Annotated in this window: 14 protein-coding genes; 10 read left to right on the top strand and 4 right to left on the bottom strand. The window is 36.7% G+C overall.

The annotated features are described in order from the left end of the window. Positions 1 to 337: 337 nt before the first annotated feature. The 10 genes from H5201_RS04300 (at position 338) to H5201_RS04255 (ending at position 10,632) form a co-directional block, all read left to right on the top strand. On the top strand, positions 338 to 1,306 hold the full coding sequence (locus tag H5201_RS04300; RefSeq protein ID WP_182718208.1) for a flagellin: 969 nt from the start codon (positions 338 to 340) through the stop codon (positions 1,304 to 1,306). 165 nt (positions 1,307 to 1,471) lie between these two features. Beyond that, on the top strand, positions 1,472 to 2,434 hold the full coding sequence (locus tag H5201_RS04295) for a flagellin (protein ID WP_149981562.1): 963 nt from the start codon (positions 1,472 to 1,474) through the stop codon (positions 2,432 to 2,434). A 77-nt stretch (positions 2,435 to 2,511) separates the two neighbouring features. Further along, positions 2,512 to 2,946, top strand: coding sequence for a flagellar protein FlaG (locus tag H5201_RS04290; protein WP_149981560.1), 435 nt, complete (start codon positions 2,512 to 2,514; stop codon positions 2,944 to 2,946). 31 nt (positions 2,947 to 2,977) lie between these two features. Continuing rightward, positions 2,978 to 4,387, top strand: a complete 1,410-nt coding sequence (gene fliD, locus H5201_RS04285) for a flagellar filament capping protein FliD (protein WP_182783776.1) — start codon at positions 2,978 to 2,980, stop codon at positions 4,385 to 4,387. Positions 4,388 to 4,415: 28 nt separating this feature from the next. Continuing rightward, positions 4,416 to 4,844, top strand: coding sequence for a flagellar export chaperone FliS (gene fliS, locus H5201_RS04280; RefSeq protein ID WP_149981556.1), 429 nt, complete (start codon positions 4,416 to 4,418; stop codon positions 4,842 to 4,844). Then, entirely contained in the window at positions 4,834 to 5,133 is a 300-nt protein-coding gene (locus H5201_RS04275) for a hypothetical protein (protein ID WP_182718206.1), read from the top strand. Before fliS ends, H5201_RS04275 begins: the two co-directional genes overlap by 11 nt. A 9-nt stretch (positions 5,134 to 5,142) precedes the next feature. Beyond that, positions 5,143 to 7,224, top strand: coding sequence for a 6-hydroxymethylpterin diphosphokinase MptE-like protein (locus tag H5201_RS04270; RefSeq protein ID WP_182739656.1), 2,082 nt, complete (start codon positions 5,143 to 5,145; stop codon positions 7,222 to 7,224). Positions 7,225 to 7,226: 2 nt separating this feature from the next. Next, positions 7,227 to 8,534, top strand: a complete 1,308-nt coding sequence (locus H5201_RS04265; protein WP_182739657.1) for a DUF4910 domain-containing protein — start codon at positions 7,227 to 7,229, stop codon at positions 8,532 to 8,534. A gap of 1 nt (position 8,535) precedes the next feature. Next, positions 8,536 to 9,201 (top strand): class I SAM-dependent methyltransferase, encoded by a 666-nt coding sequence (locus tag H5201_RS04260; protein WP_182739658.1) that lies wholly within the window; start codon positions 8,536 to 8,538, stop codon positions 9,199 to 9,201. Between the two features lie 51 nt (positions 9,202 to 9,252). Next, on the top strand, positions 9,253 to 10,632 hold the full coding sequence (locus tag H5201_RS04255; protein ID WP_182739659.1) for an FAD-dependent oxidoreductase: 1,380 nt from the start codon (positions 9,253 to 9,255) through the stop codon (positions 10,630 to 10,632). Here the strand turns inward: H5201_RS04255 and H5201_RS04250 are convergent. From H5201_RS04250 to H5201_RS04235, 4 genes are read right to left on the bottom strand one after another with little or no spacing between them, the layout of a single operon-like run. After that, complete coding sequence (locus H5201_RS04250; protein ID WP_182718201.1) at positions 10,614 to 11,444, bottom strand: AAC(3) family N-acetyltransferase; 831 nt, start codon at positions 11,442 to 11,444, stop codon at positions 10,614 to 10,616. The genes H5201_RS04255 and H5201_RS04250 overlap by 19 nt on opposite strands. Beyond that, positions 11,441 to 12,175 (bottom strand): hypothetical protein, encoded by a 735-nt coding sequence (locus H5201_RS04245; RefSeq protein WP_058559738.1) that lies wholly within the window; start codon positions 12,173 to 12,175, stop codon positions 11,441 to 11,443. The genes H5201_RS04250 and H5201_RS04245 overlap by 4 nt, the downstream gene beginning before the upstream one ends. Continuing rightward, positions 12,168 to 12,425 carry a hypothetical protein gene (locus H5201_RS04240; RefSeq protein ID WP_182718199.1) on the bottom strand — a complete coding sequence of 86 codons (258 nt, stop codon included), beginning with the start codon at positions 12,423 to 12,425 and terminating at the stop codon, positions 12,168 to 12,170. Before H5201_RS04240 ends, H5201_RS04245 begins: the two co-directional genes overlap by 8 nt. Further along, positions 12,425 to 13,882 (bottom strand): AMP-binding protein, encoded by a 1,458-nt coding sequence (locus H5201_RS04235; RefSeq protein ID WP_182783774.1) that lies wholly within the window; start codon positions 13,880 to 13,882, stop codon positions 12,425 to 12,427. Before H5201_RS04235 ends, H5201_RS04240 begins: the two co-directional genes overlap by 1 nt. Positions 13,883 to 13,906: the final 24 nt, after the last annotated feature.

Below are 13,906 nucleotides of genomic sequence, written 5' to 3'. Positions count from 1 at the left end.
GGCGCTTAAAAATCCTGTATTGTTCTAACATTTGTAAGAACATAATTGTTAAAGCACAAACTATGCCAATAGTAAGTGTTAGGCATACCCACTCTCAAACTTATCTTCAAAGGGCCTTATAGGCCCTTTTCTCGTTTTTTATAATTCAATGCAACTCTATCTATAAAGTTGGCCTAAAGATTGCTGAATACTTATTACGATTTAAATTAATCTGCAAAGTGGCAGTTTATTGCCCCCAGTCAACTTAACTTGACTGTAGTAACAGGTCACTTTGTCAAAATTCCACTCATTAAATTAAAGAGTGGCTTTAATTTGACAGATAAGAAGAGAGTTTATTATGGCTTTATTTGTAAATACGAATGTCAGCGCGCTTAATGCGCAAAGACAGCTTGAAAGAACTGGCAACGACTTAGATACTTCCTTTAAACGTTTATCATCTGGTCTGCGTATTAACAGCGCGGCGGATGATGCTGCTGGTTTACAAATATCGGATCGTTTGCAATCGCAAATCTTGGGTTTAAACCAAGGCAACCGTAATGCGAATGACGGTATCTCGCTGGCACAAACAGCTGAAGGTGCGCTTGATGAAATTACTTCTACATTTCAACGTATCCGAACACTTGCTCAGCAATCAGCAAATGGCTCTAATACAGATGAAGATAGGCTCGCTATCCAAGAAGAGATTAGACAGTTATCTGATGAGGTTAACCGAATTGCCACGGACACTACATTCGGTGGTCAAAATTTATTGGATGGCTCTTATTCTGCAAGCTTTCAGGTTGGTGCTGATGCTGTACAGACTATTGGTTTTAGTATGCAGTCTGTTGGCGATACAGCTAATTCTCTTGCTGCTAATGGTGGTTTTACTATATCAGGTGTTGCCGGTGTTGCTTCAGCCGTGGGTGGTAAAGCACTTTCAACGCTCGCAGCTAATGTAAGCTCAGTTGATGGCGCAACGGCATCAACAACATTAGATTTTTCTTCTGTATTTACAGCTGCAGGTATTAGTGTGTCATCACAAGTAAATGCACAGGCTGTGTTTGCGGGTATGGATTCTCTAATAGCGGTGGTTGATAAAAAACGCGCTGAATTAGGTGCGGTACAAAACCGTTTTCAGTCGACAATACGAAATCAAGCTAATATTTCTGAAAATTTAGCCTCTGCTAAATCAAGAATTAAAGATGCTGATTTTGCAATGGAGACAGCTAACTTAACTAAAAACCAAATTTTACAACAAGCGAGCCAAACAATATTAGGCCAAGCAAATCAAAGGCCTCAGGCTGCATTAAGCTTGTTACAGGGTTAGAATAGTATAACGTTGTTAAAAATTTATAAATAAAGCTAAAGTTTCCGTTTTATCTGACGATAACTGACTTAGAGAACTAAAAATCTAGGACTCTCAGTCTGGAGTAATAACAGGGTAGGGGTATCCCGTTGTTATTCTATTTAAAATGATAAAGCGGAGGCTATTATGGCTTTATATGTAAATACTAATGTGAGTTCATTGAACGCACAACGCCAGTTGATGAAATCTGGTAACCAGCTCGATACATCCTTTCAACGTCTATCATCAGGTTTTCGCATTAATAGTGCAAAAGATGATGCTGCAGGCATGCAAATATCTAACCGTTTAACTAGTCAAATAAATGGTTTGAATCAAGGTAACCGAAATGCTAATGATGGGATCTCACTTGCGCAGACTGCTGAAGGCGCACTTGATGAGACTACGTCAATGTTCCAGCGTATTCGTACTCTTGCTCAACAAGCTTCAAACGGTTCAAATACAGATGAAGATCGTTTAGCAGTACAAGAAGAAATTCGTTCATTATCAGAAGAAGTGAATCGTGTTGCTGCAGATACAACATTTGGTGGTCAAAATCTCCTAGATGGTTCATTCTCAGCTAACTTCCAAGTTGGTGCTGATGCTGTACAGAATATTAGCTTTAGTATGGCTTCTGTTGGTGGCACTGCAAACTCGGTTGCGGGTAATAATGGCTTTACTATGTCAGGTATTGCAGGTGTAGCAAGTGCTGTGACAGGTGCAAGCTTAAGTGCTACTGCGGGAACAATTAGTTCACAGGTTGGTGCTTCAGCTGATAATACCGACTTTGCAACTGTATTTACAGCAAGTGGTATTAGTGTATCTTCTCAAGCTAACGCACAAGCGGTAATGGCTGGTATGGATGCAATGATTGCAGTAGTTGATAAAAAGCGTGCCGAACTCGGTGCTGTGCAAAATCGTTTTCAATCAACTATTCGTAACCAATCTAACATTTCAGAAAACTTGAGTGCTGCTAAGTCACGTATTAAAGATACTGATTTCGCTGCCGAAACAGCTAATTTGACTAAATCTCAAATATTACAACAAGCAAGCCAATCTATTTTGAGTCAAGCAAACCAGCGTCCACAAGTAGCATTATCGTTACTAGGCTAGACGGTTAATTAGGTCATTATTGAGATATTGTCTCGATAATGACTTATACTTTGTTTGTATTTTGAAGGAGAGCTATTATGGCTGACTTAGGTGGAATAATTAAATCGAGTGAAAACTTCACCGCTAATTCATCTTTTACAAATAAAAATGAGTTAAACGAAGCAAGTAAAAAAGCAACTGTTGAAAAAGCTGGTACAAAAATTGCTGGTAGAGAGCCCGCACTTGTTGATAATAGTCAGCAACTTGATTCTGAAAGTGAAAGAAAAGCACTGATCGACGAAGTGAAAGAAAACTTAGAGAAATTAAATAAATATATTCCTGTGACGGCAACAAATTTAAAATTTGAATTTGATGAGCAGGGTGATCCACCAATAATTAAAGTGTTTGATAAAACAAGCGAAGAAGTTATTCGTGAAATTCCAACTGAAGAGTTTAGAGAAGTTGCTAAAGCTTTAGATGAATTTGCCGATAAACTAACTAACAAAGGTTTGTTACTAAATCAAACTGTATAATATTTTTTGGAACAGATAGTAGGAGAGAAGTATGCCACTTATAACATCCGCAGGTATTGGATCTGGGCTGGATCTCGAAAGTATCATTAAAGCATCTGTTGATGCCGAAAATGTTCCAAAAATGAATGCCTTTGCAAAAAAGGACAAGTCGTTAGAAGTTGAATTATCTTCAATCGGAGAGATCAAGTCTGCGTTATCCAAGCTACAAGACACAATAAAAAAGCTAGCAGATCCTGATAATTTTAATAAACGCATAGCCAATATTAGCCAACCTACTAGTGACGACGGCGATTTAATTGCTGTTACACCGACAAAAGATATTACGCCTGGTAATTTTAAAATTGAAGTTTTAGCACTTGCTCAAGGCAGTCGCGCGACATCAAATGCTGGTTTGTTTACGGCAACGGATGATGTGGTTACTGCTTCTGGAGGCACCTTGTCATTTGCTGCTGGAGACAAAAGCTTTGATCTAACTCTCGATGCAGGTGCGACATTAGCTGATTTGCGTGACGCAATTAATGACTCGGATGATAATTTTGGTGTAACAGCAAATATAATAAATACTGGTACAGAGTCAAAGTTGGTTCTTACTTCAAGTGTAAGTGGCGCTAATAATGACTTGGTAATCACCAATGATAATGCTGAGCTAGACAATGTATCTACTGATGCTAATGGTGGAGCTTCTGGTAGCGGTGGTATTGGTATAGCAGATGAAAATAAAGCAAAAAGTGCAGTAATTAAAGTTGATGGTATTGAGATTACCAATGACACCAATACGTTTAAAGATGCTGTACAAGATATGACGATCACCGCTAAACGACAAAGCGTTGATGGAGAGACGGCAAAGTTGGCTGTTAGCTATGACCGTGAGAGCGTTACAACATTAATTGATGAATTTATTGCTAATTATAACAATGCTATAGGGCAGTTAGGTCTGCAATCGAGAGTCGGAAAACCTTTAAATAGCGATGCAACCATTCGTACTTTGAGCTCACAAATGGTCAATATGCTTTCTACAAATTTAACGGATGCAGGGCCTTTCACAAGTATTTTTGATATTGGCTTGGGTGTTGATAAGAAAGGTTATCTAGAAAAATCAACTTTAGTCCGCAGTTTAAATACAGCAATGGATGAAAATTTTGATGATATCGGAAAGGCTTTTGCTGGTGAAAATGGTGTTGCTAAACAGTTCGAATCTTTTTTAGATAATTACGTAAGTTCAAAAGGCATTTTAAAGCAAAGAGAAGATAATTTAAATACACAGGTCACTGATTTAGAAGATGATGTACTAAAGCATGAATTTAGAATGACCGAATTAGAAAGTAGGCTTAGAAAGCAATATGCGGGTTTAGATGTGTTACTGGCGCAAATGCAATCAACACAACAGTACTTAGGAGCGCAGCTTGCGAGCTTACCTGGATTTACAAGAAACAAATCATAAATTAATTTTGATTTAAAAGGGTTTTAATATGTATAACGCCAAAGTAAAAAATTATCAGAAAGAAGCACTCAAGACCCGTGTTGCCGGTGCTGATCGCTATGAAATAATTCAAATGTTAATGGCGGGTGCGATTGAAAAAATGGTGATGTCTAAAGTTGCTATTGAAAGAAAACATATGGAAGCGAAGGCCGAACATTTATCTAAAGCGACTGCTATTATTGAAGCCTTAAGGGGCTGTTTAGATTTTAAAGTTGGTGGTGAAGTGACTGATAATTTATATGCACTTTATTCTTATATGATAGATCGCTTAGTTGATGCAACAATAAAAAATGATCCTGCAATTGTTGAAGAAGTATCTAATTTATTAAAAGAAATAAAGTCTGCTTGGGATGCTATTCCTCATGACGTTCGAGAAAAAACACTTAGTGAAAATGGTATAGATGCTAATGTCGGCTAGTTTATTGTCTCAGTTAGCCCCCGATTTGTCTGTAATTAATCAATATTTAGCTGAAGGTGATATAGAGTCAGCTCAAAGCAAGTTACTATTAATTGATAGAACATTGAAAGCACTCTTTACCTCACCTGAGAACCTCAGCGAAAACGATGTGTTATTTTTATCGGATTTTTCAATCAAATTGAATACTACGGTATTAGAAATAAGCCTCAAAAAACAGCAGGCTGCAAAAGAACTTGGTATTCATATTAATACGCAAAAAAAAATAAATGTGTATAAAAATATCAAGTAGGTAACCGACATGATAAAGAATATAGATATTAATAACGAGCTTGAGCACATCTCAGAAAAACTTGAAAAAACTATAAAACATCAAGAAAGAGAGGCGATTTTTGCTACAGAAGCAAATGAGCGATTTGAAAAGAATTTTGAGTGTTTTTCTGAGTTTTTCCCTGATATAGCAATAGCAATAAAAAACTTTAAAACCAAAGATGACTTTTGCTTACATGTTACAGAGTCCGGGCATGGTAATTTTATACCAAGTGGTGGAAATACTTTACTTTATTCACAAGACCCCATTACTCAAACTGAAAAACAAATACAGGCACAAAGAGAAAGGCCCGTATTTAGTTTAACTGACTACACTGGTTATCCTGAAGATGATGACGATACCCGTATTCACTCTCGATATATGGTAAAGTTAACTCGCTTTATGAAAAAAGTCAGAGCCGAAAGTAAACCTGTAGTTCGTAACTTACCATCTTCATTTCCTTCCGCAGTTATTTTTGGTATCGGGTTAGGTTATCATGTTCCGCTTCTTTTGGAAGATACTCAATTTGACTATATATTTTTAGTTGAACCAGATTTTGAACAATTTTTTGCGAGTTTATTTTGCACTGATTGGTTTGAAATTATAAAAAAAATTGATTCCAATGGAGGGTGCTTGTTTTTTCATTTAGGTGTTGATCATAAATCATTTATAATTGACCTTGAAAAAATAGCCGAAGACATTGGTGCATTTTCCTTAGTGCGCAGTTTTTGCTATCAGCATACACCCGGTACAGAACTAAATGTTTTGATTAAGCAGTGGAGTGAAGATTACTTCCGTTTTCAGTTTGGTCATGGGTTTTACAACGATGCAATAACTGGGCTTGCTCATAGTATCCATCATATTCGAAATAAAGCTGCGTTACTAACGAAGACGACCCAGGAAATAGACTTTGATACACCTATATTTATTGTTGGTAATGGTCCATCGCTGGATGAAGCTGAAGTATTTTTAAAAAATAACCATCAAAAAGGGATCGTAATCGCTGCGGGAACCGCCATAGCGTCATTATATAAGAAGGGTATCCCAGTTGACTTTCATGTGTTAGTTGAACGTCCATATTCGAACTATAAAATTTTTGGTGATATTTTCCCTGCTGATGAATACAAAAAAGTGAACTTGCTGGGCCTTAATACTTTATATCCTGATACGAATAAACGTTATAAATGGGCAGGAATAGCGGGAAAAGGTAATGAGGCGGGAACATGTTTAATGGACGTTATATCTCAAGTTCATTTGTCCCAAATTTTACCATTGATCCCTTACTGTAATCCTGTTGTTGCAAATGCAGCCCTTTCGTTTTTACTTCATATGGGATTTAGAAATATCTATCTTTTTGGTATTGATAACGGTAAACAGCCATCAGGCTCACATCACAGTAAAGATAGTATTTACAAAGTAAATAATGATGATGATTCAGAGGGGTACGGTAGTTTAGAGTTCAATGGTCGATTGATTGAAGGTAATTTGGGTGGCCATGTTGTTTCAAATGATCTCTTTCTTGTGGCTCATGCGCAGTTAGAAAAGCTTCTAAGTCTTTACAAAGTGAATAACTGCATAAATGTAGGAAACGGTGCAAAACTTCAAGGTGCTATTCCTACTGCAGCAGATAATTTAATTGATATTGAAAAAGAGATTGATAAAGAGTTGGTTATCAGCAATATCAAGAATAATTATTTTACAGTATTACCTGTTGATGATGTAGAAGATAGATTGATTGCAGTGGATAGACTTCAGGATATTTGCGAGCATCTACTCTCAATTATTGATGAAGATATTACAAGTCGTAGTATTGCTGCTAAGCAATTACAGCGTCAAGCTAGGTATGTTTACTCTTTAAGAAATACTAGCTTAGGGCATATATTTCATATAATAAAAGGCGCGCTCTTATATTATCACTGCCCGATGATTACGCTTTTGTATCAATATGAAGACGAAGTATTTTGTTTAGAAAAATATAAACAGCTAAATAAGTTATGGAAATGTTATATCCAAGAGATAATGGCTGATTATAAAATCCACTATGATGAAAAATGTGACTTAGGAAAGGAATAATAGTGACAGATTACCAAGAATCAGAGGCTTTCTACAGTGAGTTATTTGATGAGCTTTTCCCTATTCTTCGTTCTATAACAGGTCCAGGCTTACGACAAAGTTATAGTATTCTCTCGCGGTATATGCCGCTTAATATTTCTTCTATTGCTTCTGGTGAAAAAATATTTGATTGGACTGTACCTAAGGAGTGGCATTGTGAAGATGCTTATTTATTAGGGCCTGATGGAGAGAAAATTGCTGATATGCAGCGATTGAATATTGAGGTCGTTAATTACTCAGAATCTGTAGAAATAGAGCTTAGCCTTGAAGAGCTTCAAAAGCACTTATATAGCCTACCTGAGCAGCCAACGGCAATCCCTTATGTTACTAGCTACTATAAAAAGCGTTGGGGTTTTTGTATCGCTCATGAAATACGTGAACAACTTAAAGAGGGAACATACAAAGCTGTAATTAGGAGTCAGTTTGTAGATGGTTCGTTGGATATCGCCCAATCAGTTTTAAATGGTGAATCAAAACAAGAAGTATTACTAAGTTCATATCTATGTCATCCATCAATGGCGAATAATGAGCTGAGCGGCCCTTTAGTTCTTTTAGGCTTATTTAATCGTATTAAAAAATGGCCAAAACGTCGTTACTCCTACCGTTTTGCATTACACCCTGAAACAATAGGTAGTTTAGGATTGCTTCATTTAATGGGGGAGCATTTTACTGCAAACATGGTTTCTGGACTGGTTATTAATTGTATGGGTGGAGAACCTGAAAAATTAGTTTTTAAACATAGTCGGAATGATAATGGTATGCTAGATAAACTTTTATATCATCTAAATCAACATGATTATAACCATGAAAACATACAATTTAGTCCTTTAAGTGGTTCTGATGAAAGGCAATATAATTCTCCCGGCTTTCAATTGCCAGTGTGCTGTGTCAGCCGTAGTTTTCATTCTGGCTACCACCAGTATCATACTTCCCTTGATACTAAAGCGTTTATGGGAATAAAACCACTGCTTGATAGTATTGATAAATTAGAGAAAATATTTTTGGCGTTTGAACAAGCTGCGACTTTTGAGAATACACTACCTTTTGGTGAACCTAACTTAGGTAGTAAAGGGTTGTATCCAACGTTAAGTTTTTTTAGTAAAGAGCGTGTAAGCCAACTCGATGAGCTTAATCACATTAAGATGTTATTAAATTATAGTGATGGAGAGCACGACTCTATTGATATTGCGGATAAATATGGATGCAGTGTTTTAGATATGGCGTCTGCAATTGACAAGCTAGAGCAACAAACACTCTTGGTCATGAAGTGAAATGGGTAATTGGCAGAATATTTATCAGCAGGGCAGGCAATTAAATAAATACCCTTATGATGCAATCGTATCATTGGTGATGCGATTAAGGCACACTAATTCAAGTTTAAGCGCATTAGAGTTAGGCTGTGGTGCTGGAAATAATATCGTTTTTATGGCTGAAGAGGGAGTTGATGTTGCTGGTATTGATATATCTTCAGTTGCTTTAGATTTTGCTCAAGAGCGTCTAACAAGGTTACAACTTAAAGCTGATTTAGTTAATGGTCATTTTACTCAGTTACCTTGGCAAGATAATTCGTTCGACTTAGTGATAGACAGAAGCGCTTTAAACTGTGTTCCTCGCTCAGATATTTTAGTTGCCCTTAGTGAATCTTACCGAGTGTTAAAACCAGGCGGTTGTATATTTTCTATTATGTATGCTGATACTCATCCTGCATTTATAAACTCAGGATATCAGCATGATGGGTTTGCGCGACAATTTTCGCCGGATTATTTCACTGACATTGATGGCCTATTTTTTGCTTCTAAAGCAGATGTTTGCGAACTATTCAGTAAATTTGCAATAACGCAGCAATCGTATGATGTTTCTTATGATCAGAATGATAAGATCACTTCTGCACAAAGAAGTATCGTTGCATATAAATCACCTATTGCTCAAATTACGTAATCATGAGTGGTTATCATATAGCTACTACTTACTAGTTTCTGGAGAATTATTATGCGAAATTCAGCTATCGTTGTTGGTGGTGGGGTATGTGGTTTAATGGCGGCATTACTACTCAAACAGTCTTTTAAAAAAGTTACAATAATTGAGCAAAGTGAGCGTGTTGGGGGATTATTTTGTTCTATAAAAGATGAGTTAGGTGCATATTATGATATGGGATCACATATACCGAACGCAACGGGCATAGAAGCGCTTGATACTCTGTTATTTGGCGAGCTAGAAAATCGTGATTACTATTGGCACGTAATAGAAAAACTGCAATCAGGTAATTACTTCGCCGGTGAATGGGATTTAAACTCTCCGTTTCCAGATAGTCACAAACTGCCAAGCGAAGAGTATTATCAAGGTTGTGCTGAGCTTATTCAAGCAACCTCTTCTAGTGGCAGTTCGCTTATACTCCCTTATTGCGAAGAAACATTAGGCAAGACGTTTACCCAGCATATTATTAAACCAATTCTGTATAAGCTCTATGGTAAACATACAGATTTAAATACATTAACGGTCGCAGCAGGACTATTTGGCTTTACTCGCATTCTTGCTTTTGAGCCCGATGTTGCAAATGCACTGAAAAATATTCCTACTTTTGATGCTAAAATTGGATATCAAACGCAAGCGCATTTTCATGAAAGACAAACCAAAGACAACTCAAAAACTCCAAATTACTTTTATCCATTAGAAAATAAAGGCATTGAGTCTTGGGTTGAGTATTTAGTAACTAAAGTTAAAAGCGCTGGAGTTGAGGTTGTACTTTCTTCATCAATAGAGAAGATAGAGACTAATGGACGGCAGATCACGGGAGTAAAGCTTACTAATAAAGCAGAAATCCTTGAGTGTCAGTTGTTATTTTGGAGTGCTCCTCCGTTTATTGCCTTAAAAGCATTAGGCTTACCTTTAGTTTATAACAAGCCAGAACTGAGAACTGCTATTGTATTTCATTTGAATTTTGACTTGCCTTTACTTGATCAAAAATCGCATTATCTATGGGTGTGGGATCATCAAACGGATATATTTAGGTTGACGTTATACCCTAACCTCAGCACTAAAAGTCAGCATGCGAACTTGTCGGCAGAAATATTATGCAGGCCAGAAGAGGTGGAGCAGTATGACGTGGATGAAATTGTGAATACATTAAAGAAAATGCAAGTTGTCGGCCAAGATGCTACATGTATCAGTCATATTAAACAGGTCATACATGGCACTTTTCCTGTGCCAACTTTAGAATTTGAAAAAAATAATCAAGCTAATTTTGATACATTAAAAAACAGTGTCGATAATATAATTATTTCAGGCAGATCAGGCGGTAAACAATGGCGACAAGCTGATGTACTTGTTGCCGCATATAACGATATAAACAATTATTTATCGACAGAATAAGAGACTTCTTTTCCATTATCAAAACGATATAGTTCAGATGGGTTACAGTTAAGCAATGCAAATTGGTTATCAGCAACAAAGTCTTTTACAAAATGATAAAGTGCTTTCATCTTTATTGTATAGATAAATGATCTTCCAAGTTGGGCTTGTTTCATAATCCCTGAGTTTAATAATGCAGCTTCTAACTTGGAATAGTCTTCCCTGTAGGCATTATTTATAGGAAAGCAAAAGTGGTAAAAAGTACCGTTAGCCTCTTCTCCATTTGTGAGCGTTGTCACACCGGTAAAAGGTTTATTAAACCGGTATTTTAATCCTAACATTGCTTCTATTTGAACAATCACCGTGGCGACTCTAAGGCCAATGCCTTGCAGTACAAGCACTGTATCTTGTTCTATTAACCTACTAAACGTTGAGTTTTCTGCAAAGGCATAATATTCAGGTTTTTTGGGTAAACAGATTTTTGCCACATCAGGCCCTAAACCGCAGATTGAGAACATAGGGTGCCCTGAGCGTACTACATTTGGTTGTTGTCGAAACCACTCAGGCCAATACCCTAAGACACATTCTTGTGAGCGCAAATCTTCTTTGCGACTGCGTGGGAATTGATAATTAAAGGCTGGCATAAATATATTACCGTTATCACCAATTGCAGTTTTAAAGCTGTTTAGAAACGCCTCAGGCACTTCTTTTACTGAGTGATTTTCTATAGCGCCAAGTGTAAATAATGAAGAGTGTATAAACACACTATCATTCATGTTGATACCAACTGAATGTAATGTTGCAATAATTTGTTCTTGGCTGATACTTCTCACAAAAAGTCCTCATTGCCGAAAGCTGCTTTCACTTCGTCGTAGATAGTGTCAATTCTTTTTGAAAAAGCGGGATCTTTCCACGGCTTGCCTGACAGAATCATCCATTCATATTTAGCAATAAACTTTTTTTTCTGTGATTCATCTAAGGTATCAATAAAGCCCCCCATTTTTTCTTTGAGGCGGTCTACAAGCTCCTTCAAACACCTAAAGATAAAAACTACTTCAGGGTCACGTAATAGTGGTTTCATAGAAACTGTAAGTTCACGTTTCAACTTTATGGCTTGCTCTCTAACCAGCGTACATTTATGGTTATTATCAGGATCACGGTAAAAAAGATCCATTAAAGCGGAATACTCAAAGTCAATAACAGTACCAAACGCATCTACTATAGGGAAATAGGGATATATTCTGCAAACTAAGGGTCTGTGTCCATGAGGTTCACATAAACCACCACACTGACAAGAGAGCAAGTAGATACTGAAGCTTTTACCGTTTGAAAGCGTAAATGTGCGCTTTTTTGCTGGTGTAGTAATGTTTTTAATACCACCAATTGATTTATAGTACTCATACTCATTTTCAAGAAGAGGTAAAGATACACCGCTTTTGTCTAGGATATTAAAATGCTCTCCGTAAAAATTTTTACAGCAGTAACCACCGCATGTTTTCCAACACTCAGGAGCATTTACATATTCCGTATTATATATTTCTTGCCAGTTCACTTTGTTAGGCATTAGTAGACTCACTAAGTAGCTTTATTAGGCCACTGTAAGATGTAAATTGCACAGGGTCTGCTTCTTCAAAATCAATATCAAGATTTAAGCTGTTTTCTATTTCCATCAACATACTAATAAAATCAAGTGAATCTAAAAGACCTGAACTTATTAAACTATCCTGTTTATTCAATGATACGAGTATTTGCTCACCATGCTTTTCTATTAATTTATTATTGATAGCTTGTTCAATCGAATTTGTTAAGCTCATTATTTCTCCGTCATGGTATGTAGGGCGCTCTTATCAATTTTACCATTACTATTTAGTGGCATGGAATCGATCCATATAATCTTTTTGGGCACCATATAAAGTGGCAGCTGTTGCTTTAAGTAATCAATCAGTGTTTGCTCACTTTCTTTATCGGCTGGATTACAAATAAATAAAGTCAAACTTTGAGGTTGTTGTATTGGCGTTGCTATAGCCTGTACCAAAGGGTTTGATAAAAAATTTTGTGCTAGTGTATTTACTTCGGATAGCTCAACGCGGTATCCCTGGATTTTAACTTGGTCATCTACACGGCTAATATAGTGAAATACTCCTTGAGCATCACGCTTTACGAGATCACCACTTCGATAATGGGTAATGTTATTTGTTTTAATTAAACATTGCTGAGTTTTAATATTGTCATTTAAATACCCAGAAAATACTTGAGGCCCCGAAATCAAAAGCTCACCTTGTGCATCTAAATCAAAGCTCATGTTTTTAAGTGCTTTACCCAGGGGAATATAGCTACTATCACTATCATCATTACAATCAAATACATATCTACTGCATGCTATTGTAGCCTCAGTTGGTCCGTATAAATTAATAACCTTGCTGTTTGGTGCTGCTTTTTGCCATTGCAGAGCGAGTGTTCTAGGTAAGGGCTCACCACAAAACTGACTCACACGAAGGCTAGGATAGGCATCATTTTTAAGCATTCCTAGTTTAGCCATAATTGATGCAGTAGAAGGGACACTAAACCACACTGTAAGCCCGTGTTGTTTAATGAATTTACCTGGCGCAAATATAGCGGTTTCAGGCACTACATAAAGACAAGCACCTTGCAGCCAAGTAACAAATATATCATGCATGCTTAGATCAAACGTTGGATCAAATACTTGGCTTACCTTATCTGTATTACTGAGGGGTAAAGACTCACACATAGTATCAAGATAAGACTTAAGATTCGCAATGCTAATAGGCACACCTTTTGGTGAGCCTGTAGAACCTGAAGTAAATAAAACATAAGCGATATTGGATAGGCTGCGAGCTTGTAGTGATTTAGTTGATACAATGCTTTTATTGACTATATCGTCCAAACATACAAATACTCTATCTGGGAGTGCTTTTATTAATGCTTGGCTGATCGACAAATATTTTTTACTGTATAAAACATACTTTAAGTTGCCTTGCTTTATGATAGAAGCCAATCTAGCTATTGGCAGTTTTACCCCAAGTGGTATAAATGTTCGTGAATCTAAAGCGCAGGCAAGTACGGCGCTATAATAGTGAGTATCTCGGTAACTTAAAATTCCAACTTGCTCAGCTTCACTTATTTCGCTCGTGTTAATATTATTAGCGTAACTTGCAAACTGTTTATAAGTAATGTATTGATTATCAACAAAAATTGCAGGAAGTTTTGCATGGCTTGCAATGCTGTTTTTAAGTTTTTCAGATAACTTCACTTTATATCCTAGTTTTTATTTATC

This window comes from Pseudoalteromonas sp. SG43-6, from assembly GCF_014164365.1.
GTDB classification, from domain to species: Bacteria; Pseudomonadota; Gammaproteobacteria; order Enterobacterales; family Alteromonadaceae; genus Pseudoalteromonas; species Pseudoalteromonas rhizosphaerae.
This window is presented reverse-complemented; position numbering and strand designations above follow the sequence as displayed.